General features: G+C 37.5%; 22 protein-coding genes and 6 pseudogenes. 7 read left to right on the forward strand and 21 right to left on the reverse strand.

What is annotated here, in order from left to right; genetic code table 11:
* Positions 1-426 precede the first annotated feature (426 nt).
* From arsC to C0966_RS06965, 3 genes are read right to left on the reverse strand one after another with little or no spacing between them, the layout of a single operon-like run.
* Positions 427-846 carry an arsenate reductase (thioredoxin) gene (gene arsC, locus C0966_RS06955; protein ID WP_274854519.1) on the reverse strand — a complete coding sequence of 140 codons (420 nt, stop codon included), beginning with the start codon at positions 844-846 and terminating at the stop codon, positions 427-429.
* 31 nt (positions 847-877) lie between these two features.
* Complete coding sequence (locus tag C0966_RS06960) at positions 878-2,173, reverse strand: arsenic transporter (protein ID WP_274854520.1); 1,296 nt, start codon at positions 2,171-2,173, stop codon at positions 878-880.
* A 20-nt stretch (positions 2,174-2,193) separates the two neighbouring features.
* Positions 2,194-2,526, reverse strand: a complete 333-nt coding sequence (locus C0966_RS06965) for an ArsR/SmtB family transcription factor (RefSeq protein WP_425535937.1) — start codon at positions 2,524-2,526, stop codon at positions 2,194-2,196.
* Between the two features lie 224 nt (positions 2,527-2,750).
* Here C0966_RS06965 and C0966_RS06970 point away from each other — a divergent pair, with 224 nt between their 5' ends.
* Positions 2,751-3,254 (forward strand): DinB family protein, encoded by a 504-nt coding sequence (locus C0966_RS06970; RefSeq protein WP_274854522.1) that lies wholly within the window; start codon positions 2,751-2,753, stop codon positions 3,252-3,254.
* Between the two features lie 175 nt (positions 3,255-3,429).
* On the opposite strand, the pseudogene C0966_RS06975 reads toward C0966_RS06970, so the two are convergent.
* The 3 genes and pseudogenes from C0966_RS06975 to C0966_RS06985 form a co-directional block, all read right to left on the reverse strand.
* Positions 3,430-3,858, reverse strand: a pseudogene (locus C0966_RS06975) (helix-turn-helix transcriptional regulator); the annotation flags it as partial.
* A gap of 366 nt (positions 3,859-4,224) precedes the next feature.
* Positions 4,225-6,363, reverse strand: a complete 2,139-nt coding sequence (locus C0966_RS06980) for a heavy metal translocating P-type ATPase (RefSeq protein ID WP_274854523.1) — start codon at positions 6,361-6,363, stop codon at positions 4,225-4,227.
* Entirely contained in the window at positions 6,356-6,724 is a 369-nt protein-coding gene (locus tag C0966_RS06985) for an ArsR/SmtB family transcription factor (protein ID WP_274854524.1), read from the reverse strand. The genes C0966_RS06980 and C0966_RS06985 overlap by 8 nt, the downstream gene beginning before the upstream one ends.
* Positions 6,725-6,954: 230 nt before the next feature.
* Between C0966_RS06985 and C0966_RS06990 the strand changes: the two genes are divergently transcribed.
* The gene (locus C0966_RS06990) at positions 6,955-7,434 is read left to right on the forward strand and encodes a PCYCGC motif-containing (lipo)protein (protein WP_274854525.1); all 480 of its coding nucleotides are present in this window, start codon (positions 6,955-6,957) and stop codon (positions 7,432-7,434) included.
* 141 nt (positions 7,435-7,575) lie between these two features.
* Here the strand turns inward: C0966_RS06990 and C0966_RS06995 are convergent.
* Positions 7,576-8,101: pseudogene (locus C0966_RS06995) on the reverse strand (Nramp family divalent metal transporter); the annotation flags it as partial.
* Positions 8,102-8,360: 259 nt separating this feature from the next.
* Between C0966_RS06995 and C0966_RS07000 the strand changes: the two are divergent.
* Positions 8,361-8,690 (forward strand): ArsR/SmtB family transcription factor, encoded by a 330-nt coding sequence (locus tag C0966_RS07000; RefSeq protein ID WP_274854526.1) that lies wholly within the window; start codon positions 8,361-8,363, stop codon positions 8,688-8,690.
* Here C0966_RS07000 and C0966_RS07005 read toward each other — a convergent pair.
* A complete protein-coding gene (locus tag C0966_RS07005; RefSeq protein ID WP_274854527.1) occupies positions 8,687-9,610 on the reverse strand; it encodes a cation diffusion facilitator family transporter in 924 nt (307 codons plus the stop codon). The two genes, C0966_RS07000 and C0966_RS07005, sit on opposite strands and share 4 nt — an antisense overlap.
* A gap of 300 nt (positions 9,611-9,910) precedes the next feature.
* On the opposite strand from C0966_RS07005, the gene C0966_RS07010 reads away from it, so the two are divergent.
* A complete protein-coding gene (locus C0966_RS07010; RefSeq protein ID WP_274854528.1) occupies positions 9,911-10,249 on the forward strand; it encodes a hypothetical protein in 339 nt (112 codons plus the stop codon).
* Positions 10,250-10,684: 435 nt separating this feature from the next.
* Positions 10,685-11,209 carry a transposase gene (locus C0966_RS07015; RefSeq protein ID WP_274854529.1) on the forward strand — a complete coding sequence of 175 codons (525 nt, stop codon included), beginning with the start codon at positions 10,685-10,687 and terminating at the stop codon, positions 11,207-11,209.
* Here C0966_RS07015 and C0966_RS07020 read toward each other — a convergent pair.
* The 10 genes and pseudogenes from C0966_RS07020 to C0966_RS07065 all read right to left on the reverse strand — a co-directional run.
* Entirely contained in the window at positions 11,189-11,584 is a 396-nt protein-coding gene (locus tag C0966_RS07020) for an iron chaperone (RefSeq protein WP_274854530.1), read from the reverse strand. The two genes, C0966_RS07015 and C0966_RS07020, sit on opposite strands and share 21 nt — an antisense overlap.
* 25 nt (positions 11,585-11,609) lie before the next feature.
* Positions 11,610-11,941 (reverse strand): annotated as a pseudogene (locus tag C0966_RS07025) (iron chaperone).
* 165 nt (positions 11,942-12,106) lie between these two features.
* Positions 12,107-12,350 (reverse strand): annotated as a pseudogene (locus C0966_RS07030) (helix-turn-helix domain-containing protein); the annotation flags it as partial.
* A 162-nt stretch (positions 12,351-12,512) separates the two neighbouring features.
* A complete protein-coding gene (locus tag C0966_RS07035; protein ID WP_274854531.1) occupies positions 12,513-13,652 on the reverse strand; it encodes an aminotransferase class V-fold PLP-dependent enzyme in 1,140 nt (379 codons plus the stop codon).
* Between the two features lie 178 nt (positions 13,653-13,830).
* Positions 13,831-15,426, reverse strand: coding sequence for an IS66 family transposase (gene tnpC / locus C0966_RS07040; RefSeq protein ID WP_274853325.1), 1,596 nt, complete (start codon positions 15,424-15,426; stop codon positions 13,831-13,833).
* A gap of 49 nt (positions 15,427-15,475) precedes the next feature.
* Positions 15,476-15,832, reverse strand: coding sequence for an IS66 family insertion sequence element accessory protein TnpB (gene tnpB, locus C0966_RS07045; protein ID WP_096549681.1), 357 nt, complete (start codon positions 15,830-15,832; stop codon positions 15,476-15,478).
* Between the two features lie 54 nt (positions 15,833-15,886).
* Positions 15,887-16,147, reverse strand: a complete 261-nt coding sequence (tnpA, locus tag C0966_RS07050; RefSeq protein WP_274854532.1) for an IS66 family insertion sequence element accessory protein TnpA — start codon at positions 16,145-16,147, stop codon at positions 15,887-15,889.
* 410 nt (positions 16,148-16,557) lie between these two features.
* Entirely contained in the window at positions 16,558-17,352 is a 795-nt protein-coding gene (locus C0966_RS07055; protein WP_274854533.1) for a DUF817 domain-containing protein, read from the reverse strand.
* Between the two features lie 254 nt (positions 17,353-17,606).
* Positions 17,607-18,839 carry an MFS transporter gene (locus C0966_RS07060; RefSeq protein ID WP_274854534.1) on the reverse strand — a complete coding sequence of 411 codons (1,233 nt, stop codon included), beginning with the start codon at positions 18,837-18,839 and terminating at the stop codon, positions 17,607-17,609.
* Between the two features lie 148 nt (positions 18,840-18,987).
* A pseudogene (locus C0966_RS07065) lies at positions 18,988-19,119 on the reverse strand (integrase); the annotation flags it as partial.
* A gap of 172 nt (positions 19,120-19,291) precedes the next feature.
* On the opposite strand from C0966_RS07065, the gene C0966_RS07070 reads away from it, so the two are divergent.
* Complete coding sequence (locus C0966_RS07070) at positions 19,292-19,501, forward strand: hypothetical protein (RefSeq protein ID WP_274854535.1); 210 nt, start codon at positions 19,292-19,294, stop codon at positions 19,499-19,501.
* A gap of 287 nt (positions 19,502-19,788) precedes the next feature.
* Here C0966_RS07070 and C0966_RS07075 read toward each other — a convergent pair whose 3' ends face one another.
* From C0966_RS07075 to C0966_RS07085, 3 genes and pseudogenes are all read right to left on the reverse strand, one after another.
* Positions 19,789-20,841, reverse strand: a complete 1,053-nt coding sequence (locus tag C0966_RS07075; RefSeq protein ID WP_274854536.1) for an LLM class flavin-dependent oxidoreductase — start codon at positions 20,839-20,841, stop codon at positions 19,789-19,791.
* 501 nt (positions 20,842-21,342) lie between these two features.
* Positions 21,343-21,537, reverse strand: a pseudogene (locus tag C0966_RS07080) (VOC family protein); the annotation flags it as partial.
* 331 nt (positions 21,538-21,868) lie between these two features.
* Positions 21,869-22,309 (reverse strand): SRPBCC family protein, encoded by a 441-nt coding sequence (locus tag C0966_RS07085; protein WP_274854537.1) that lies wholly within the window; start codon positions 22,307-22,309, stop codon positions 21,869-21,871.
* A 686-nt stretch (positions 22,310-22,995) separates the two neighbouring features.
* On the opposite strand from C0966_RS07085, the gene C0966_RS07090 reads away from it, so the two are divergent.
* The gene (locus tag C0966_RS07090) at positions 22,996-24,153 is read left to right on the forward strand and encodes an iron-containing alcohol dehydrogenase (protein ID WP_274854538.1); all 1,158 of its coding nucleotides are present in this window, start codon (positions 22,996-22,998) and stop codon (positions 24,151-24,153) included.
* Positions 24,154-24,293: the final 140 nt, after the last annotated feature.

Below are 24,293 nucleotides of genomic sequence, written 5' to 3' on the forward strand. Positions count from 1 at the left end.
ATGTTTATATGATTCCCGCAAATTTTTTAAATAAAGAACTAGTTGAATTACACAATGAACATGACAAATGCAGCGAAACAATCGTTGGAAAGTATATTTGCATAATGAAGGAGATTTTTTTCATAATTTTAGCAGAAATATCGACACTTATATAATATTTTGCTTATATTTAATATTTGTTTATAGATAGGCATTCTGTTTATGCGCAGGAGACAGATATTGAAACAAGAGAAAGAAAAATGTAGTCGACTAGGTTTGTTAAAGAAACTAGTAAATCCAGATGTCTTAAAGTGGCTGCGATCACTGTAACACGTTTAATAAAAAGACGCTTGGATAATAAAGTTTATCCAAGCGCTTCTGTGTGCTATTTTGTTTTTATTTTACCTTCTGCTGTTCGCCAATTTCCAATCTTTTGGTTTTTAAAGATTATTCACCAGTTTCCGCAAAGCGTTTAATACGCTCTCCAATTTCATCACGGACTCGTTGGAAAACTGCCCATTTTTCCTCTTCTGTTCCTTCTGCTCTTGCCGGATCGTCAAATCCCCAGTGTACCCGTTTCACACGAGGAGGAGTGGTTGGACATTTATCAGCTGCATCCCCGCATAATGTTACGACTAAATCTGCATGATTTAAGATTTCAGGATCAATGAGATCTGAAGTTTGGTTCGAAATATCGATTCCTACCTCTTTCATTGCTTTTACTGCATTTGGATTTAAACCATGAGCTTCAATTCCGGCACTATATACATTCCACTCATCACCTAAATATTTCTTTGCCCATCCTTCTGCCATTTGGCTGCGGCAAGAGTTCCCTGTACATAAGAAGTAGATTGTCTTTTTCGCCATGTTTCATGTCTCCTTAGTTGTAAAATATGTATTACAAAATCAATAACCAAAGATAAAGTCCTAAAAGGGTGATGAATAAAGTAGGAATTGTTAAAACAATCCCAGTTTTAAAGTAAGTACCCCAAGAGATTTTCACTCCTTTAAGGGACAATACATGCAGCCAAAGAAGAGTTGCAAGGGATCCGATCGGTGTAATCTTTGGTCCTAAGTCAGAACCAATGACATTTGCGTAAATTAACGCTTCCTTCATCGTACCTGTTGCATTCGTCGTATCAATAGCCAATGCGTCAATCATAACCGTCGGCATGTTGTTCATAACGGAAGAAAGAATGGCTGCGATAAAGCCCATCGCCATTGTTCCAACAAACAATCCTTGATCGACGCCCAATTGGATCACGTCAGCTAAGACGTTCGTTAAACCAACATTTCGCAATCCATAAACAACAACATACATCCCAATCGAGAAAAAGACGATGGCCCAAGGTGCTCCTTTCAGCACTTGCTTCGTATGAACCACAGGGCTTTTTCTAGACACGATTAAAAAGAAAATAGCTATAATGCCTGAAATAATGGAAACCGGAATACTGAAAAATTCGCTGATAAAATATCCTATCAGCAAGACACCAAGAACAATCCAAGATAAGCGGAACATTTTTTCATCTTGTATCGCCTCTACAGGCTTTTTCAACTGAGCTAAATTGTATTGTTTTGGAATATGTCGTCGGAAGTATAAATACAAAACAACAATACTTGCAAACAATGAGAAGAAGTTCGGAACGATCATACGAGAAGCAAATTCCGAGAATTGGATTCCAAAGAAGTCAGCTGAAACAATGTTCACTAGATTACTTACTACCAATGGCAAGGATGTTGTATCCGCAATAAATCCACTAGCTATAATAAATGGGAATACTTTTTTTTCATCAAAATTCAACGCCCTGACCATGGCAAGGACGATTGGCGTTAAGATTAAAGCTGCCCCATCGTTGGCGAAAAATGCTGCCACAAGAGCTCCCAAAATCGAAACGTACACAAACATGCGTATACCATTTCCTTTAGCTGCTCTAGCCATATGAAGAGCTGACCATTCGAAGAAACCAATCTCATCCAGAATTAATGAAATGATAATAATAGCAATAAATGCTAAAGTGGCATTCCATACAATTTGTGTAACATCTAAAACATCCTGAAAGTCAACAACACCAGCTAGTAAGGCCAGTAACGCTCCCCCGCAGGCAGACCATCCGATGGATAAATTTTTAGGCTGCCATATCACTAAAATAAGGGTCACCAAAAAAATCAATGATGCCAATATAATCGATATCAATGTACAAACCTCCGCTGTTCTTACTCACAAGAAATGCGCAACCCTTGTTTTTCCAGCTCTTCTAAATATCCCTCCTGACTTGGAAGATAATCTAAAATGCATTGTACAACGTCATGAACATCACTTTCTTTATTCATAGAATAGTAAATCCATTGTCCGCTTCGTCTTTCTTTCACAAGGCCGGCATCCTTCAGCTTACGCAAATGTTGGCTGATGGCTGGTTGACTCGTCTTAAAAATGGCTACAAATTCACATACACAATACTCATTCTCTTGCAGCAATTTCATCATTGTGAGTCGAGTCTTATCGCCAAGTAATTTCAATACTGTTGCGGCTTTCTCGATTTCAACCATAGATTTTACGTTCACCTTTCCTGACACCTCCAATGTCATTAATTATCATATAATAATAAGCTTATATAAGCAACCACTTTTATATTTCATATCTACTTGTAGTACTTATTAATGAATATTAAGGAGCAAGGGTATATATAATGGGGAAAGTAATCCGTAAATTGTGGAAGGTAACTCTAAGAATTTAGCGAATCTATTATTAACAAATCTTAGGAGGGATTTTTTTGTTCCAAACATTAGACAATTTTTTTAGATCTTGGGAATTCGAAGAAAGGGCAACTCAAAGAATATTAGATAATCTCACTGATGATTCACTTAGACAGGAAGTTACTTCACAGAACTGGACATTAGGACGTATTGCATGGCATACCGTAACCGCAATTCATATCATTTCCTCACATTCAGGACTAACGTTTGAAGCCCCATCTGAAGATTGGCCCATCCCTGCTTCTGCTCAGTTTATAGCTGAAAGCTATCATCAAGCCAGTGCTGCATTTATACAGGAAATTAAGACCCAATGGACCGATAATAACCTGAAAGACTTAACCGCCTTTTTTGGCCAACAAATGCCAAACGGGCTACTTTTGCTGTTTTTGATTCAGCATCAAGTCCACCATCGGGGACAGATGACGGTTCTTATGAGACAAGCTGGATTAAACGTTCCCGGCATTTACGGCCCTTCAAAAGAGGAATGGGCCAATTTAGTTATGGAAGCTCCAAAAATGTAAACTAGTTATAACAAAAGGTTTAGCCAACATTTGTTGGCTATTTTTGTGTCAAATAAGGAAATGAAGCAAAACAAAAGACGGAAACTGTCCAATAATTAAAAATATATTCCGACCAAACTGTGAAGCAATGCAAATCGCAAAAGAGACTCTAAAAAGAGCCCCTTTTGCGTTTATATAATCCTGTCACTTGGAAAGCATCTCTTTCAACAATACGATATTTCATTGGTACTGCTCCTTTCAGACTTACCTGTATGGTCAATCGGTTATAGGATTGTAGTTTTCCAATCCCTTTTCTTGATTCGCTTGGTGTGACACCATGTTGTTTACGAAAAGCTTTTGAAAAAGACTCCGGTGTATCGTAGCCATATTTAAAAGCAATGTCGATTATTTTGCTATTTGTACTAGACAATTCTTGAGCTGCTAATGTTAAACGGCGATGACGAAGATATTCTCCTACAGAAATATCAGTCAATATCATAAATATACGCTGCAAGTGAGAGGGAGATATATTGGCTTGTTTAGCTATCTCTTCTATAGTGATATGATCCAATAAATGTTCTTCCATGTAGTCGATCGCCTTCTGTAATGATTCAACCAATGCCATATCTCCCAACTCCTTGAATATATTCTATCAATGCTATTTATTTCATTCCTGTCATTTTTTGCTCTGTGTAGACAGTCTTATTTTACATCAGATGTAGTCTAAAAACCCATATTGATTTGAGACTAGTTCGCGATTATTTGCTTGAAATGAAAGACATATTATTAAAAATTTTTTGCTTTTTCAACTAAAAAATGTATATGTTGAACATAACAGACAAAAATACTGATTTATTTCAGTCTGTTTCCTATGTGTTAAGAATTAGCCCAATAATTTAACAGAGCTAATATTAAAAAGTGGGAGTTAGCTATCTCCTACCGGATCGTACTGCATTAAAAAATGGCTCCCCATATCTCAGGGGAAGCCGTTCTATTTATCCCTAACTCTTAATAGACGCAGCCCATTTAATGTTACTAACAAGGTTGCTCCCATATCTGCAAATATTGCAATCCATAGAGTCAGCCAGCCCGGAATGACAAGCAGAAGGGCCAATAATTTAACACCTATCGAAAAGGTAATGTTTTGTTTTATGATTGCCAAGGCTTTTCGGCTAAGTTTTACCGTAAACGGAAGTTTTCGTAAATCATCCCCCATTAAAGCGATGTCAGCTGTCTCCAATGCTGTATCCGTCCCGGCTCCACCCATGGCGACACCTACTGTGGCTGATGCCAGGGCAGGTGCATCATTGACTCCGTCTCCGACCATTGCGACTTTACCGTAATCTTTTCGAAGCTTTTTAATAAACTCCAACTTATCTTGCGGCATTAACTCTGCTTGGATTTCCGAGACGCCTACTTGTTCGCCAATGGCCTTTGCAGTGCCTTTATTGTCGCCGGTAAGCATGATCGTTTTTTCAATTCCAAGAGAGTGAAGTTTTTCAATTACATCTTTGCTGCTTTCTCTGATTTCATCTGCGACTGCTACAACGGCTTGAACTTCTTCATCTGTTCCGAATACCATTACAGTTTTTCCCTGTTCCTGAAGAGCCCTTATTTCTTCCCGAATGCGTGGGACGATACCTTCTTTAAGGACTTCTTCAAACAGATTTGGACTTCCAATATAGTATGCAGCTCCGTTAATAGTTCCTTTGATTCCTTTCCCGGGAATGGATGAGAAACCATCTACTTGCACTTCTTTAAATGCAATGCCATCTTCTTCTGCTTTTTTCATTATGGCAGAAGCAAGTGGGTGCTGCGACCGATATTCAAGTGCCGCGATAATGGAGAAGAGTTGTTGGTCCTCCATTGTTGTTAGATTCTTAAAATCTGTCACAACTGGGATACCCTTCGTCAGCGTTCCCGTCTTGTCAAAGGCAATTGCTTTTAAAGCCCCGGTTTCTTCAAGATAGATTCCGCCTTTAATCAGTACTCCATTTCTGGCTGCATTACCGATCGCTGTCACAATCGAGACTGGGGTTGAAACAACTAATGCACATGGGCACCCAACGACTAAAACGGCTAATCCTTGATAAATCCATTCATTCCAGCTTGCGCCGAAAAGAAGCGGAGGAATGATCGCAACCAGCGCAGCGATTATCATGATTACAGGCGTATAATACTTGGCAAATCGGTCTACGAATGCTTGGGAAGGTGCTCGTTCAGTTTGAGCCTCCTCGACCAGGTGGATAATCTTCGCAATGGTTGTGTCATCCACACGTTTTGTTACCTTTACTTCCAATATTCCTTCTTCATTTAATGTTCCGGCGAAAACTTCATCATCCACCGTTTTCTCAACAGGTACAGACTCTCCGGTTATAGCCGCTTGATTCACCGAAGATCGCCCTTTTATTACTACACCATCCATGGCGATTTTTTGCCCGGGTTTTACAACCATGATGTCGCCAACTTCAATTTCATCAACATGAATCATTAATTCTTTGCCATTGCGTCGGACGAATGCTTCCTTTGGAGCAATTTCCATTAAAGACCGTATAGAAGCTCTCGCTTTATCCATTGAATAGGTTTCTAAAGCCTCGCTTATGGCAAACAGGATAACGACAACGGCCCCTTCGCTCCATTCGCCAATGATTGCTGCCCCAATAATCGCGATGGTCATAAGGGTTTTCATATCAAATTGCAATCGGGATAAATTCTTGATCCCTTCTTTGAATAATGAGAATCCGCCAACAAGAATTGACGTTAAGAAAGCTAATATCGTAGTGGTGCTTTCTTCTCCATTCATAAATTGAGAAAGATATCCCAATACAAGAAAAAGCAGTGAAACCAGAAGGTTTGAATATTCTTTCCAGAAAGGCTCTTTCTTTTGTGTCGGTTGTTCTCCTTTTTCCGGATAGACCTTCAGATTTTCAAAAGCTCCTGCTTTTTCTAATTCTTCAATTGTCGTATTTCCATAAACCGTGAGTTTTGAAGCTCCAAAATTGACTTTTGCATCCAAAACACCATCCAGGTGTTTTACGTTCTGTTCGAACTTTCCGGCACAGCTAATTCAGGAAAATCCTTGTACTCGGTAAACGTGTCGTTCCACGTGCTGTTCTTTTGCTTCAGCCACGGTTCATCACCTCCTTTTGGTGAGTAAATGCCAATTGAATCAACTGCTTTACATGATCGTCATCAAGCGAGTAGAAGACAAGTTTTCCTTCTTTCCTGTATTTTGCCAACCCTAGGTTTCTTAATAGTCTGAGATGATGCGAGGCTGTAGCGGTAGAAGCTCCAACAATATTAGCAACATCACATACACAAAGCTCTTCCTCTATTAATAATGCATACGCAATTTTAATTCGTGTATCATCAGATAAAGCTTTAAAAACTTTTGCAATTTCAATCGTATTTTGTTTTTCCAGGTTTTTACGCACCCGATTTACTTTTTCTTCATCCACACAAGATATTTCACAAACATCGTGTTCTTTCAAACGATCCACCTCATTGTAAAACGTTCAAATAATTATTTGAATATATAATATTCAAATTGTTGTTTGAATGTCAATAAGAATATTTTGAAATCTGAAAAATGTGGCATTTTCATGAAAGGATATGAGAACCATTGAAGAAATTACTGATTTTCGATATTCTACAATGGAATTACCTAAATATTTTTTCACCGCAGATATATAAGAAATGCATGGAGAAAGAGGTGAACACAATGAAGAAATTGATATTTCCTATCATCGCTTCAGCAACATTATTGGTTGCCTGTTCTTCAAACACTGAGGAAATGGCAACCAAGGGTCATAAGACTCAAAATGAACCGGTGTTGCAATATAAAATTGGCAGCAATGATTGGTCCGTTGTAACATCTGTCACCGACAGTAAGGAAATTTTGGAGGCCTATCAATTTGCAGTTGAACATCCGGAGGTCTTGGATTATATGCCTTGTTATTGCGGCTGTTACGAAGAAGATGGCCACACCAGTAATACCGACTGCTTTGTAGACAAAGTTGAAGGTCAAGTGGCTACCCTCGACACTATGGGCTTTGGCTGAGGGGTTTGTGTAGACATAGCCCGTGAGGCTAAATCAGAGTATGAAAAAGGAACCTCTTTAAAAGAGATTCGCCAAATGATTGATAAAAAATATGAAGGGATAGGCACACCGCCTACTCCGACTCCGATGCCAAAAGGATAAAAGTAGCATCAGATTCCCTCTGATGCTTTTTTATTCGGGAAATCAAAAGAGATTTTTAATAACCTAATATTCATTATATTAACGAAAAATTGCGAAATGGACCGATACCATCATTCGCTATTTTTTCATTTGCGGTAATATTTACCTATTAAAGAAGGTCTGGTAAAGAAGGAATATATTCAATATGACAATTAATCCGGCAATTAACCAAGAAATAATAGTGGTTATTCGATGATTGACTAAGCCACCCATCAGACGACGGTCGCTAGTAAAAATAATTAAAGGGATCAGTGCAAATGCAATACCATGATAATACAACCTGACTTATAACCAGGGCTTTTGTAGGATTAACCCCCATTGCAATAATGACAAGTGCCGGCATCATCGTGATAAACCGCCTTACGTATAACGGTATCCGTCTATTGATAAACCCTTGCATTACGATATCACCAGACAGAGTCCCCACCGATGAACTTGATAAACCTGCTGCCAGAAGACCGATACCGAACAGAATAGCAGAAAAGGGACTAACAAGGTTTCCTAATTCTTGAAATGCAACATCTAAATCTTGTATGTTAAGTCTATTTTTAAAGAACAGAGCAGAGGAAATGATTAGCATACTCGCATTGATTGCGCCCGCAATAGCCATTGCAATCAAAAAACCAACTCACTTAAAGCTGGATTCACCCAATTTGGTTATCATGCGTTAGCTCCATATCAAACTGTAATCTAATTTGATAAAGTTTTAGTCCATTAGAAGGAACCATTTACCTCTAAGCAGCGTTTTGTGGCTGACTGCTTCTAATTATGGAGTCAGTCTGCTCCCTATTTGACTAATCAAAATCATTAGATACTAAAAAAATCATGAGTGTAGAAAGCCCATGATTTTGCTTCTATGCAAGTATCGTTATAATAAGGCTAGGAGGATGATAACTTTGGAGAAAGATAAACATCAACCGAGTGTAAAGGAACTTGACGAAGAGACTTTATTTATTGTTTCCCAAACTTTTAAGGCCTTATCGGATCCAACACGGATACGCATTTTACATTTATTATTTGAAGGAGAACATTCAGTCAACGAAATCGCTGAAAAGCTCACCTTGCTCCAATCAACCGTTTCACATCAGCTGCGATTTTTGAAAAACTTACGATTAGTAAAATTCCGACGAGAAGGAACTACCCTATTTTATTCATGTGATGACGAGCATGTAATGGATCTTTTAAGACAAACGATTGAGCATGCCAATCATCATTAATTACAGCTTCCATGATGATTCGGACATCCGTTCTCCTTTTTTTCTACTTGTATCGTACTATGATCGATTCCGAAATCATCATGGAGGATAGATTGTGCACGATGTAAAACTGTGTCATGGACTCCATCTCCTTCAATTGTAATATGACAACTCAGCATTGGCATACCGGAAGTAATGGCCCAAATATGCAAATCATGAACTTCCTTTACGTTCGGAATTCCCAATAGAGATGACTTTACTTTATCTAGTTCAAACTGTTGTGGCGTTCCTTCCATTAAGATATGAAGAGAATCTTTTGTTACTCTCCAGCCACTAATGATAATGAGTAATGCAACGATCACACTTGCAATTGGGTCGGCAATGCCCCAACCAAAGAAGAAAATAAGCAAGGCAGCCACGATCGCACCAACAGAACCAAGCATATCCCCCAATACATGAAGAAATGCACTTCTTACATTAAGGTTTTCGTCTTTATCCCCTCTCATTAAGATCCAGGCAGCGATAAAATTTACCAATAAACCAATAGATGAAATTGTTAACATCCCCAAACTTTGCACTTCAGGCGGTTGAAAAAATCGTTGATACGCTTCATAAAAAATATAAAGAGAAATAAGAATGAGGGTAATTCCGTTTAATGCTGCTGCAATAATTTCAAATCTCTTATACCCATAAGTTTTTGTATCTGAGGCCTTTTTTTCCCCAAGTTTCATCGCAAAAAAACTTAAACCCAATGCGGCTGCATCGCTTAGCATATGCCCTGCATCTGAAAGCAAAGCCAAACTATTTGTTATAATACCGCCGATAACTTCTACAACCATGAATGATGAAATTAATAAGAATGACAAAAATAGAGCTTTTTTATTCCCTGTATGTGCATGCGAGTGGCCATGTCCATGGGAATGTCCATGATGATGTCCCATATTTTTCTTCCTTTCTTATATGAATATATGCTCATATATATTATGTATTATATTAAAAAATAGTTCAACTCTTATTTACAATTTTCTGTTTTTTATCCGGATAATACCACATTTCTTGTGATCTTATCCTATATAGACTTTCTGTCCAGTTTTCCAACATTCTCATGATAAAAACAGTGAAAAATTATTGAACTTTAACATTTACCGCTTTTATTCTTTAATATTATGTAATAAGCTTTGGTCAGATATTTATTTATTAGGTATCTAAAAATGCAGTAACTATTAGGAGTGTTAAATGTAATGTCAACTAAAGTAAAATGGTTAAAGTGGTTAAGTTTTTCGATCGTTATTCTGATCATCATACTCGGCGTTTTTTTCTTCGTACCTTTTAAACAAACTCCATCAGACGATACGAGAATGATACTGGACCATAGAACGAAAACATACATTGCTCCAATCTGTTTTGAGCAATCAATTGCATCCAACTGGCTTGAGGAAACGACATTAAAAAAAGTGAAGAAAACAAATTATGAACCAAACACTAAATGTACAAAAGAGGCTTTAGAAGGAAAACAAACCACACTATTTCTTATGCTTACCGAAAAATTAGGAATAGTAGAGAGCAAATGGGATTGGTAGATTTGGATTATTCATTAAATTTAAAAAGGGATATAATGTTATTTCCCCCCTACAGGCTGTCGACAAAGTCGACAGCCATTTTTATTTTGAGAACAAGTGAATCCAACTATAAATATCCTTTCGAAACGAAAGAATTATGTTTTAAGTTTGTACGAACTTTAGTTTACATCATCAATGCTTATTTTATAAATACAACATTTATTTTAAACATTCATCAACGACCTACAGACACGCGTTGTTTTATCCCGCATTTGGAGAAACTGACGTCTACTTCTTTACCGATGCCCAAAACAGTCATCGCGGATGCAGGATATGGCAGTGAAGAAAACTATGTATATGCGGTTGGTGATGAGAAAGAGCCTCGATTTGATTTTCTCATTCCTTATGGATCCTATATTCAAGAACAGACACGCAAATACAAAAAGGATATCAAAAATGCGAAAAACTGGACCTCTTGTGAGCAAGATGATTGTTTTATTTGCCGGAATGGAAGGAAAGTTACGTTTAAAAAATACCAAAACAAAAAAAAATCAGTCTGGGTATGAGCAAAGCTTCAAAATATACGAATGTGAAGATTGTACAGATTGCCCATTGAAAGCGAAGGGCAATCGTCAAGTGCACCGGAATACCGTCTTCGAAGAAATGAAAGCAAAGGCAAAAACAGCCCTTGAATGTGAAGAGAAAGCCACAATCTACGCTCGGCGCAAAGTCGAAGTAGAAAGTGTGTTCGGTCACATCAAGGGCAATCGGTCGTTCCTCAGATTTTCATTGCGGGGTCTCGACAAGGTACATGTCGAGTTTGGGATTGTAGCATTAGCCCACAATATACTGAAAGTAGCAGGCATCCGCCAGCTACTTTCGGAGAAAAATCGAAAAAATACAAAAGCAAGTGGAGAAAAACGGCCCGTTTTTCTCCACTTGCTTTATTTTAGGAACTTATCAAACAGCCCCGTTTTTTGATAAGGTGTGTCGCCAAAAATTCGTATATTCTGCTTTATCCTGAATATTAAATTCAATTATTTTCTCAAGCAATTCGTAATTTACCGGCTCATTCCACGGAATTCGAAACAAGCCTTTGGTAGCGCTGTAGCCAGCTTGTGCAATGTCATCGGCAAAGTGCGCAATGCCTACTTCTTCGGGTGAAACGCTCAAATGATGCTTCGCTGTGGAAAAGCCAATGATAAATGTGCCGTGATCGGAAAACATTGGCGTATTCCACTTGATTTGCGGTTCCAAATTTGGGAATTTATAAGCAACCCACGCTAAAATTTCCTCTGTTCGGTTGCGGTGGTCGGGGTTATCGATACCTGCTAAATATTTTGCAAAAACTTCCATGTCTTCCTCCTTCGATATTATGCTATTACCGCCAAAAATTCGAATTCTCAGCCTTATCCTTGATATTAAATTCAATTATCTTCTCTAGCAATTCGTAATTAACTGGTTCAGTCCATTGAATTCGGAACAAGCGTGAAGAAGCGCTGTAGCCAGCTTGGGCGATTTCATCGGCAAAATGCACCATTGTCTCTTCTTCGGGTAAAATGCTCAAATGATTCTTTGCGGTGGCAAACATAATGATGTATGTGCCGTGACGGTAAACGTGGGTTTGTTCCACTTGATTTGCGGCTCCAGGTTTGGAAATTTCTCAAGTATCCACGCAAAAATCTGCTCGGCTCTCTCTTTTTGAGCAAACACACCTTCCTTACGGATAGTGCTTCGTTGACTCCCCCGGAACTGAAAGCACTGCCACTTCCTCTATAAACATATTCTAACAGAATTGCCAGTAATAAAGGCACCAAATACTTTAATAAAGTCAAAATGTTACTCAACAATCTGGCCCTTTTATGGAATAAGGAATGATTATTTATTCCCTTCCGATAGCTTTCTATATAATGAAGCTCTAGATACATTTGTAATTTCACAAATTTGATTTACAGTCATACCTCCTTCTTTATATAGATTTACTGCATAATTCATACCTGCGTGATTTTTTATGATATATCTTTAATCGGCTTTTAAACTTTCCTTCTTTCTTGGCCAGCTCAATCCCTTCACGTTGACGCATACGAATAAGATCTCATTCTAATTGGTTAACACCAGCCATTCATACTGTAAATGGTAAAACCTCGTTAAGCATGACTGCCTCCCCCTAATATTTTATTTAGAAACATACTCTTTTTTCGTTGGTTTAGCAATGAATATTCAATGCATTTTTGATTTACATAACCTAGGACTATCGGACGTTGTCAAATACTTAAATGTAAATTTATTTGCCATTAATTAAGTTAGAAAGCTCAGCAATTGCATATTCCAATTCATCCTTTGTGTTATAGAAATGAGGGGCAATTCTTATTACATCTTTTCTTGCAGAAACAACAATGTTTTTTTCTCTTAAAAATCCTTCAATTTTTGATGCATTTTCTACATAAAAAGACGTCATACTTGATCTACATTTAGTAGATAATGGACCGATGATGTGTAAACCTTTTTCCTGTCCATAATGTAAGGTAAATCGGGTTAGCTCTTTTAAATACGATTGAATGTTATCTATCCCAACCTCTAGCAGCAATTTTATTGCCTCATATGCCGCATAAACGCTTATAAAAGAAGGCGTACCCGTTTCGAAACGACGAGCCCCGGCTGCAAAAACAGGATGATAAATATCAAATTCTGATGTTTTTTCTTGTCCCAGCCATCCAGTAACTCTTGGTTTTAGATTCTCAGCAAGTTCCTTTTTTATATATAAAAACGCTACACCTGGAATTCCTAACATATACTTGCGAGTTCCCGCTGCCAGAATATCAATATCCATTTCTTTTACATTAATTGGAATTTGTCCTGCTGATTGGTAAGCGTCAACGAATAATAGGGATCCTTTTTTATGGACAATGTCAGCAATTACTTTAAGATTTTGCATATATCCATTGTAATAACATACATGAGGTATACAGGTTAGAAGCGTATCATGTTTTACTTCCTTTTCATATTGCTCTACATGTATGATTCCATTGGATGAGCGAATAAAGGTGATATTGTCTTTAAACTGTTCTTGCGCAAGCCATATATGACCAACTGTAGGGAAGTCAATATCCGTGAACACGATTTTATTTTTCTCTTTTTGATAAGGCAGGGAAGTAGCAATCGCTGATATAGCATCAGAAACAGAGGATAATACAGCAATTTCATCTGTTTCAGCCCCAATTAGTTCAGCAAATTTTTTCCTGGTTTCCTCTACTTTTTCAATCGCTTCATCCCAATTACTTCCTGACAAAAGCAGACCATTATGATATTCCTCAATGGCTTTTGAAACAGGCTGAGCCAATGCTCCTTGGGAGCAACTAGCTAGATGTACATGAGTCGATAAAGTAGGAAATAACGAACGATAAGAACAATATGGATGACTCATTGATTCTCCCCTCCTTTTCAACAATCATATCGCAATTTCTGAATAATTTTAAAAAACAAACTGCTGTTCAGTACAAATAAAGTTTTTACTTTTAACATCATAAAAGCCGCATTCTTCCGTTGAAAAGTAAGCGTAAAATAACGCCCACGTGTTTTTTCGTGGGCGTTTATTATATGCTCTATTTAGTTTTATTTGGTATGCGACATTCTTCTGGAATTGTCTTCGACCAAGGAAGGAGTTGATCGATGGCTTCTACATCATTGTGATCTATCAATGGTAATTGTTCGAAAAGATAGGTTAAGTAGTTCAATGGATTTAATTGATTCTCTTTAGCTGTTTCGACAATGCTATAAATAATAGCGCTGGCTGATGCACCTTTCATCGATTGTGCAAATAGCCATGCCTTCCGGCCCATCACGAATGGTTTAATCGATCGTTCTGCACGATTATTATCGATTTCAAGTCGACCATCTTCTAAAAACACTATGAGCTTACTCCATTGATTTATACAATATGTAATTGCCTCTCCCAATTTGCTTTTTGGGGGAACATAAGGGCGTTTTGTTTTTAGCCATGCCAAAAAAGCGTCTAACACAGGTTTACTGTGTTCAAGACGGTATTCTTTGCGCTGTTTGGGAGTACAGTTCTCAAATTTTTCACTGATTTGTCTTTCAATCTGGAATAATTGATTACAGAATTGAATTCCTTCTGCAGCGGTTGATGATGTTTTATCCACATTGGCTGGTAATGCCTTCAGTGCTTCATCGAATTTTCGCCTTGCATGTGCCCAACACCCTACCAGTTCGACATCCTTTAATTCATGATATCCTGCATATCCATCTACATGCAGATATCCCTTAAATCCTTTTAGAAAAGCCTTCGGATGTTTACTGTGACGAGTCGTTTGATAATCATATAAGATGATCGGCGGTACGTCTCGTCCTGTTCGATACATCCACATATAGGACTTCGAATTCGCTTTTCGTCCAGGTTCTGCTAGAACTTGAAGTGTAGTTTCATCCGCATGTAGAATATCGTTTTCGAGTAATAGCTCATGCATCCGTTTATGTAAAATGGAAAGCCAATTGGTTGCACCATAAATCATCCAGTTGGCGAGCGTTTGGCGTGATAAATACACACCGAATCGTTCCAACTGCTTTTCTTGACGATAAAGAGGCATTCCTTCCACGTATTTTTGGTTCATGATATAGGCCATAGCCGATGCAGATGCCAAACTTTTTGGGTAAATTGGTGTTGGCATTTTGGCCGTGACAATCGGTGTCTCGATTCCTTCCCGTTCACATTGACGGCAACTGTAAATATGTTGAACATGCTCAACGACTTTTACTTGAGCAGGAATAATCTTGATTTCTCTTCGTATTTCCGTACTCATTTCGTGTACGGTTCCACCGCAACACAAACAAACCTGCTCTTCTTCGGCTAAACGATAGTGAATCGTTTCCGTCGGCAAGTTCTCTAGTTTCGCATCGCGTTGTCCTACAGACTTCTTCCGTTTATAAGTAATGGTTTCAAGTGTAGGTTCTTCCACTTCTGTATCCGCTGTGATTTCAGCTTCATTAAAAAGAGGAAGTTCGAGTTGATCCGGATTCGTTTTTTCACTGGAAGCCCCAAATTTTTTATGTTGGCTAAGGCGGAATTGTTCTTCCAACCATTTGATTTTAGCCTGTAAGGCTTCATTTTGTTTTTTGAGTTCCGCATTTCTCGCTTGCAGTTCTTCAATTGTTGATTCATTGGTTTGTTTGTGTTTGTTCATAAGTTAAAGAATAAAGGAAAGGAATTGACAGGTCAATGTCAAATTCCTTTTAAACCATGATTTTAGCTGATACTTGTTCATGTGCTTGTTTTTGTTCAAATGAAAGACCATCGAGCAACCAACTGAATTGGCGGGGAGTGATGCACAAAGGGCCGGGAGTTCTTTCATCAGGCCATTGAAAGACCCCTTTCTCTAAACGACGATAGTACAACCAAAACCCATTGTGATCCCAATGGAGAATTTTCAATTTATCTCGTTTCCGATTACAGAAAACAAAGAGATTAGAAGAGAAAGGATTTAACTGAAAGCTCATTTGAACAATGGCTGCTAATCCATCAATCGACTTGCGTAAATCCGTTGCCCCCGCTGCTAAATAAACATGTTGAATGGATGTTTTACTTAACATGTGTTTTCAGCACCTGAACCACTTCGTTGAAAAGGAGTGGATTGAAACCTTCTTTTACTTCGATGGAAAATTCCCCAATGTTAACGATGAGCGGGGAGTTTTTTCATCCAACGGATGGGATACTTCAACAGTTAGCCATTGAGGGGAAGTCCGTGAAGTTTCAGTTGTCTCTAACTCTAGTCTTTTCATCCATTTATACATACTTTGATGACTTACTTGATTTTGTTTGCACCAAGCTTTTATACTTGACTCTCCACTAGATCGATAAGATTCGATTCGTTGTTGCCACAATTGTTTTCGTTCATCTGGGGACATAAAAATAAAAACCTCCTAACTTTTGATGTTGATCTAATTATCACAAAACATCAAAATGGTTAGAAGGTGTGGGATATTTGGCGCTTACGTATAAATCCATGGGCTCATCTTAGTTAAGTTTTTAAATATTTGATTAATACAGGCTTAACATAACAGTTCTTTTTGGAAGTTTCCGATCCCCCCCCTTGGCGGCCAAGGGGATTCAGTTTATCGCCATTTATCGTTTATGCAGGATTTTATACCTCGTTGATCCATCAACGTTTTCAGCTTCTGAAGAAGCCTGGTGGATGCAAAAAAGGGGGTAATACAATCTCTTCTTCAACTAAGGCGCCTTTTAATGGAACAATTAATCTTTTTACAATATTTTTCAAGGTAATAGTACTGATTTTACATTCTTTTTGATTGACCCCTCATACTACTTGCGAAGACTTATCCCGCTTCACCCTACTCATTTCACGATTTTCTTTTAAATGTTTTAATAGTGCAACAATCATAAAACTAACAATAACAAGCAAGAACCAAGAGCTAACTTTCCCGATATGGACAATTTCCCATTGCTGTTGTTGATTTGGATATCGCCAAGCTCCAAAAAACGTTGCAATATTTTCAGCAATCCAAATGAAAAAGCCGATTAATACAAATGATAATGACAAAGGCATCGCATATGTACGTTTATTGACTGTAAAATATACAAATGTTCGATAGAAGATGAACAAGGTCATAATTTTTAAAATCCAGCGAAAATCGTAAATAAAATGGTGCGTGTAGAAATTGGAATAGATTGCAGCACTTAGAAGAACAACACTCCAAGTAGGGGGCCAATTCACAAGTCTCAACTCTAGCCTTCTCCATGCTTGGCACATATAACTTGCTACACTGGCGTACATGAAGCCACTATACAAAGGGACGCCAAAAAACTTTGTGATGGCTTCCTCAGGATAACTCCATGAACCCATATGTACTTTATAAAGCTCTAACGCTAGGCCGATGAGATGAAAGACTCCAATTACTTTCACTTCATCGAATGTTTCAAATTTGAAAACAATCATCAAAATTTGTGTCAATAAACAAATATACAAAATCAAATCATACCGAGCGATAAAAGACACTTCAACCATTTTTGTAATTGCAAGAGTAAGAAAAATAATAACAGGAAAAAGACAAGATTTTGCTTGCTCATAACCAAAGTAGAATAATTGCTTCATCGTAACACCCTATCACTAGTTAATAACTTATTCTTAGGTGAACTACCCGCCACCTACGCTTCGCTTAGTGGTGGGGGCTTCTAAGGTAATCATTACCTAACGGTACGAAATTAACTTAGCTATTGAGCCTGTTCTATGCTCTGTATATGATTATACTAAAAATCGAAGTCCTTCATTTCTAATGTTGATCGAAGCATTCTAATCCCTGTCTATCACAAGCCCGCATTCGCATTGGAATACACACATTAACTAGCCTAATGAATCGATTTATTGACGGGGACATTTAAGAATCTGAAGTATGGAAGACATACTCCCAATAATGAGGAAGAACAAATAATGATTCCAATCGTTAAAAACATAGCACGAATTCCCCACAATTCTCCTAATGCTCCTCCGGTAAGAACTCCAAGTGGCATTACAGCGCGTATAATGAAGAGTCGAATTGAAAACACTTTTCCCATAAGATGATTAGGAACTATTTGTTGATATAAGCTTGCACTATTGACGTTAAAGAACGGAAGAACAATTCCAGCAAATACCTCAATAACAATCGCAATTGTAATACTAGTTGTAAAGCTCAAAGATACATATGTTAACCCTCCCAACATCAGCGATCCCAACATTATTAATCGACGATAATCAGGCTTTAGCTTTATTTTAGAGGCCAACATAGAACCGAAAAAATACCCTAATGGAAATCCGGACATAAAGTAACCGTATTGTGCATAGCTTCCGTTCAGTTCTTCTCTTATGAATGGAAGGTTAATGACCATCGTAACACCCACACCAAATTGGACAAAAGCTAGGAAGATTCCTAACCATAATAGGATAGGTTGTCTGACGAAAAACTGAATCCCTTCCGTGAATTGTTGAAACCATGTATCACGTACCTTCTCTACAATTAATGGAGGCTCTTTCAAAAACATAAGTAAAAGACCACTAATGATGAAAAATGAACAAACTAACATAAGTGTAAAAGATATTCCTATCAATTCTACCAACAATCCCCCCATGGGAGGGGCCAAAAAGCTCATCAAACGTATAGTACCATCCAAATAGGAATTGGCGGATGTAAGCAATTCTTTAGAAATAATTGTTGGAATGATGGAAAAGCTAGCTGGTGCATACAGAGGTTGAATCAATCCAATGACAATCTGCACAGCATAAACATGCCACACATCTAAAGAGTTAAAATGGAACATTAGTAAAGGAATTAGAAAGATTGTACCTCTGGTAAACTGCGAAAAAACCATGATCCATTTTCTGCTCCACTTATCTATGTAAGGACCAATGCCCAATTGCAGGAAGAGGGAAGGAATGAAATAAATGAGCCACATGCTTCCAAGTGCTAATTCTGAACCAGTCAATTCATAAACAATAATTGAATTACATAAAGTACCAAACGCTCCTCCAAGTTCAGATATGGTACTTCCCATCCACATATATAGGAAAGAGGAGTTATGAAAAACAGAAGTACCTTTTTTCAAATTGGTACACCTACTTCATTTTAGATTATATAAAAATTCCATATTTCAACTCATAAATCCTTCTTAATCTAAAAGAATCATAAATCTTGTTATTACATTTGAACCTATAAGTTCCAAGCTTTCAAATCCTTGTGATTCCATAAACGGTTCTAAAATGTTCAATCTCTAATTCTGATTGGAATTTTGGAATTCTTTTTCCAAACTTCGGTTCTTTTATTTTAGCTGCAGGGTTTTTGGGAATAAAGCCTTCATCATGTGTCCATTTGAAAAGTGATTTGATTCAGTGAACTCGATGTCCCCAAACTTAATGGAACATAAATTGCTTGGTTTTCACCAAAAGCTTTATATGAATCGTTAGCTTTTTACTCGTCTAAATATAATAAGTAAGGCCTTAAAAGCATATTGTTATATGTGAACACTTTTAAAATAAAAAATGATGGAGGAACAAAATCATGACACACGAAATTCGAAAAGCGAAAATTAAATGTGAATTCACGAATGGTTTTTCTCTCTCCCCCGATACTTCAACAGAAAAAGCTTTACGGACAATTTTAGATGCAGTAAAAAATGGGAAGACTGCGGAGGTAAAAATTGTTGCAGAATATATGGATGGAACAGAAGCAGATTTTGAATTTGCCGATGAAGAAGATGATGAGGACTAATTCAGAACGCTTACCGTTCATAAAAGAGGAGAAGGAAAGAAAAGTAAAAAACGGTTTCGGCTTCTGAAGTTGCCTGGTGACTGCATAAAAAAGGGAGTTTTATACATCTCCTCTTCAACCAACGCGCCCGATCGTATTATGAGGTCAACCGGTTATTTCTGGTTGACCAATTTTTTATAGGTACTACTCTGTAGGTAGCCGGGGTAGAACGTTAGCGTCTGCAGGACTTGATCCCGTCCGCAATACTGTTCACCCCCTACTTGTAAAAACATTCTACCAGGAAGGACTTAATTCTTTTGTTTGTCAATTTCCCGTCTTACTACTGGCATTACTTTAGTGGCATATAATTCAATCGCACTTGCAACTTGGGAAAATGGTTGACCAATATCAATTTGCATAATAAAGCGATCATGGCCAAATAATTCATACTGATAAAGGATCTTTTCAATAATTTCATCAGGACCGCCAACTGCAAGTGCATTGTTTTTAGAAACAGATGCTGCCACTTGCTCTTTAGAAATCCCTCTCCTTAACATTGTTCTAATATAATTGGAGTAGTATGGGTAAAATTCATTCACAGCCTGTTCTGCTGTTTTGCCAATATACCCATGACTCGTGATGGCAACTTTTAAATCTCTTACTGCATGTCCTGCTGTGATACCAGCTTGACGATAAGCTTCTACTAAAGGTTTTGCATAAAGTGGGTCACCTCCTAGTATAGCGAGTGCCATTCTGTAACCAGCTCGTCCGGACCGAATCGCACTTTCAGGCGAACCTCCCACCCCTCTCCAAATCGGAATCTTATCTTGTTTTGGTCTTGGTGCGATCTCGCTATTATTTAATGTTGAACGAAATTTCCCTTGCCAGGTAACACGTTCATGGTTGTTTAATTCTTCTAACAGCTGCAATTTCTCTTCAAAAAGCTCGTGATAATCGTCCAAATCATAGCCGAAAAGCGGGAACGATTCAACAAATGCTCCTCTACCCGCAATTATTTCCGCACGTCCACCTGAAATCAAATCTAATGTCGAAAAGTCTTCGAATACTCTTACAGGATCTGCTGTGCTTAATACGGTCGTAGCACTGGTTAATCGAATATTTTTCGTTGCTTGTGCAATCGCTGCTAACACAACGGCCGTTGATGAAACCGCGAAATCCAGACGATGATGTTCCCCTAAACCAAAAATATCCACCCCCGCTTTATCAGCTAACTTCGCTGACTCGATGATATTTTGAATGCGATCTTCCGCAGACATTATTTTTCCAGTAATGGGATCTCGAATAGTTTCGCCAAATGTATAAATACCAAATTCAAACTTATCTTGATTTGCTTTGCTCATATAGTAATCATTCCTTTATTTTCTTTAATTTCAAAGACATTTGACATATAATCAATAATACTATGAATTTAATAACTGAAATATTCCGAAATTAATAAATTTTTAGGAGGGTTATTTGTCATGTCTTTTTTTCTTAACATACTTAATAAATCTTTAGAGTTTAGTATTGACATTCTATTAGCTGGAATAACTTAGAGCTTCGATTTACTATCTCATATTCCTTCTCTTATTCCATTAAATGGCCCATAAAAAAATGACGAATTCCTTATTAGAGATATGCCCCGATCATTTAATAAGAAAAGTGCTTTACTCCTTATTGAAGTAAAGCACTCGTTAACTTATTAACTCACTGGTAGAATAAATCTTATAACAATTGTAACTCCTCCTCATCATGAAGATACTTCTCTAGGGCATCTAGTAATTGATCGCTACAATAAAAAAATCACCATTCAAGATGAACTTGAATCAGTGATGACCATGATCTCCAATTTGACTGGTATAACCTGGAAATACATCCGAAAACATGAGGTCCGTTTCGCCAACCTTTAACATTGCGTGTGCCACAAGTTCCTTTGCTTCTTCTGGTAAAGGAGATTCGGGATTTTCTGGCATTTCACCAAAAGTTGTGTAAAAAAGGAGTTTCGCATCCAATGCCTTTTCGTAAAATTTGATAGCTTCCTTTGCATTTCCGTTCATAATTAAATAGGGGACAATCGTAATGTCATAATGAAACTGCTCCTTGGTTCTAATTTTTTTACAAAACTTGAGTAACTTCTAAACCTACATTTGAACTTGTCAGTGGTAGAAATCACTCTCCCATTATTACCTATAATTGCATTTTAAAACAAAGAACATATGTTCGTCAATATTTCTTTCTGAAGAACGCTAAGTCAAAAAAAGATATGCCTAAAGATAAGCCTAAAGGTACAGAAAAAATCCTATAAAAATCTATTTTATTGATAAATTATATTTTATACAATTTTTCAAAAAAAGAGCCAAAAGGCTCTTTTAGACATGCAGTTATTTACTAATGAATTAATGATGCTCTCAAATTATTAGCGCCATTTTCTAAATAACCCTTTAAACAAGTTAACACATATACCCAACCTTCTTTTTGCCCTATCATTTTGTTTACTATTCCAGGGTCATCTTCTTTCAAACCTGATTCATTTACTTCAATAATTGTACTCATATGATCCAACTCATTTAGTGTAATTGTAACAACCGTTTCTTGACCATATCCACCCCACGAGAACACAATTTTTTTATTTTCCTCTACTTCCAATACTTTTATATCTCCTTGAGCATCGTATTCGTCATATCTCAATGTAATCGTCTTGCCTTGTTCCCATCTATCAGAACTCGATGAGAACCAAAAATTCCCGATTTTTTCAGGGCCTACTATGGCTTCAAACACCTCATTAGCTGGCTTGAGTATTTTCATTTTCGTAATTACTTGAGTATCCATACTAAATCAACAACTCTCTTTCGATGTATCTTATTTAACATAATAAATGGTTGTACCAATAAGTTTTTAACCTATCTCCCAATTTTCACAACCGACAAATATTGGCGGCAAGGTCCGTCCAGTTTCAAGTAAGAACTTCAGGTTGCATTGAATAGCAGTCCATCCATTATTGAACCCTTCAAATGTATTGTCATCATCCACCAGATCTGTCTCCAATAATCAACCTTTTTTAAATAATCGTACTTTATGATAAATGATCAAACTTAATTTTCAAATTACAGCAAAATTGAATTTTTTATAATGACTATGTTTGTGAATCATTACTTCAGCGTGTTCCAAGAGGATTAAATAAGGGAGAAGCCATAAATGGATTGTAAAAGGTGTCCATTTTAACCATCGAACATAATTATTTTGATTTCTACGCATAATAATTTTCGGGTCTTACTTTTTTTAACTTACTAAGGAGTGATCACTCGTGTACAATCAGCAAATCATTTCTCAATTCCAAAGCACGTTACAAAAAATGCAAAGCTCAGTACAAAGTATTTACCAGTGGAGTCAACAAAATTAAACAGCAAATTATTTGTCTTTAACGTATCCTATCTATGTTCGTGAATGCGCATTCATTGGGAGAATGTTATTTATTGCTTCTATGACTAGACTATCAATATGAGGAGGAAGTTTGTATGACAAACACTCAAAGTGCATTTTACATTCCGTCAGTCAATCTATTTGGTCCAGGATCTGTTAATGAGATTGGAACTCGATTAGCCGGTCTTGGTGCGAAAAAAGCTTTATTAGTTACAGATGCTGGTCTTCACGGCTTAGGTCTTTCTGAAAAAATTGCCGGTATCATTCGTGGAGCTGGTGTGGAAGTATCGATTTTTCCAAAAGCCGAACCAAATCCAACCGATAAAAACGTCGCAGAAGGTTTAGAAGCGTATAACGCTGAAAACTGTGACAGCATTGTCACTTTGGGCGGCGGAAGCTCACATGATGCTGGAAAAGGCATAGCATTAGTTGCTGCTAACGGTGGTACAATTCATGATTATGAAGGTGTCGATCAATCAAAAAAACCAATGGTCCCGCTTATTGCGATTAATACAACAGCTGGTACAGGCAGTGAATTAACTAGATTCACAATCATCACAGATACTGAACGAAAAGTGAAAATGGCGATTGTTGATAAACATGTCACACCTACACTTTCAATCAACGACCCAGAGCTAATGGTCGGAATGCCTCCGTCTTTAACAGCTGCTACTGGATTAGATGCATTAACTCATGCGATTGAAGCTTATGTTTCAACGGACGCTACTCCAATTACAGATGCACTTGCAATTCAGGCGATCAAAATCATTTCTAAATACTTGCCACGTGCATTTGCAAATGGCAAAGATATGGAAGCACGTGAGCAAATGGCCTTTGCTCAATCATTAGCTGGTATGGCATTCAATAACGCGTCTTTAGGCTATGTTCATGCGATTGCACACCAATTTGGCGGATTCTACAACTTCCCTCATGGCGTTTGCAATGCGATCCTTCTGCCACATGTATGTCAATTTAACTTAATTTCTAAAGTGGAACGTTTTGCAGAAATCGCTGCTTTCCTAGGTGAAAATGTCGAGGGCCTAAGCACTCGCGAAGCAGCTGAAATAGGTATTCAAGCGATCGAAAGAATGGCTAAAGACCATAACATTCCAAGCGGCTTTAAAGAACTAGGTGCTAAAGAAGAAGACATTGAGACTTTAGCTAAAAATGCGATGAAAGATGCAACGGCATTAACAAATCCTCGTAAACCAAAGTTAGAAGAAGTTATCCAAATTATTAAAAATGCAATGTAATAACGAAGAGGCTGTTCCACCAACTGATTGTGGGACAGCCTTTTTTAGCTCATTTTGTATATATTAAATATTTCTTTCGGAAAAATGATATCTAGATAAAGGATTTGAAGTATGTATTGTCTACCTACTCTCTAGAGGAA

The organism is Bacillus methanolicus, assembly GCF_028888695.1.
Taxonomy (GTDB): Bacteria; Bacillota; Bacilli; order Bacillales; family Cytobacillaceae; genus Bacillus_Z; species Bacillus_Z methanolicus_B.

What these genes read in the sequence shown, in the direction of transcription:
- C0966_RS07075 (WP_274854536.1), bottom strand. Translation starts at nt 20,841, where the DNA reads ATGAGCAAAGCAAATCAAGATAAGTTTGAATTTGGTATTTATACATTT.
- tnpA (WP_274854532.1), bottom strand. Translation starts at nt 16,147, where the DNA reads ATGTCCCCAGATGAACGAAAACAATTGTGGCAACAACGAATCGAATCT.
- C0966_RS07000 (WP_274854526.1), top strand. Translation starts at nt 8,361, where the DNA reads ATGATAACTTTGGAGAAAGATAAACATCAACCGAGTGTAAAGGAACTT.
- C0966_RS07035 (WP_274854531.1), bottom strand. Translation starts at nt 13,652, where the DNA reads ATGAGTCATCCATATTGTTCTTATCGTTCGTTATTTCCTACTTTATCG.
- C0966_RS07010 (WP_274854528.1), top strand. Translation starts at nt 9,911, where the DNA reads ATGTCAACTAAAGTAAAATGGTTAAAGTGGTTAAGTTTTTCGATCGTT.
- tnpC (WP_274853325.1), bottom strand. Translation starts at nt 15,426, where the DNA reads ATGAACAAACACAAACAAACCAATGAATCAACAATTGAAGAACTGCAA.
- C0966_RS07070 (WP_274854535.1), top strand. Translation starts at nt 19,292, where the DNA reads ATGACACACGAAATTCGAAAAGCGAAAATTAAATGTGAATTCACGAAT.
- C0966_RS07005 (WP_274854527.1), bottom strand. Translation starts at nt 9,610, where the DNA reads ATGGGACATCATCATGGACATTCCCATGGACATGGCCACTCGCATGCA.
- C0966_RS07015 (WP_274854529.1), top strand. Translation starts at nt 10,685, where the DNA reads ATGCGAAAAACTGGACCTCTTGTGAGCAAGATGATTGTTTTATTTGCC.
- C0966_RS07055 (WP_274854533.1), bottom strand. Translation starts at nt 17,352, where the DNA reads ATGAAGCAATTATTCTACTTTGGTTATGAGCAAGCAAAATCTTGTCTT.
- C0966_RS06965 (WP_425535937.1), bottom strand. Translation starts at nt 2,526, where the DNA reads ATGGTTGAAATCGAGAAAGCCGCAACAGTATTGAAATTACTTGGCGAT.
- C0966_RS07090 (WP_274854538.1), top strand. Translation starts at nt 22,996, where the DNA reads ATGACAAACACTCAAAGTGCATTTTACATTCCGTCAGTCAATCTATTT.
- C0966_RS07020 (WP_274854530.1), bottom strand. Translation starts at nt 11,584, where the DNA reads ATGGAAGTTTTTGCAAAATATTTAGCAGGTATCGATAACCCCGACCAC.
- tnpB (WP_096549681.1), bottom strand. Translation starts at nt 15,832, where the DNA reads ATGTTAAGTAAAACATCCATTCAACATGTTTATTTAGCAGCGGGGGCA.
- C0966_RS07085 (WP_274854537.1), bottom strand. Translation starts at nt 22,309, where the DNA reads ATGGATACTCAAGTAATTACGAAAATGAAAATACTCAAGCCAGCTAAT.
- arsC (WP_274854519.1), bottom strand. Translation starts at nt 846, where the DNA reads ATGGCGAAAAAGACAATCTACTTCTTATGTACAGGGAACTCTTGCCGC.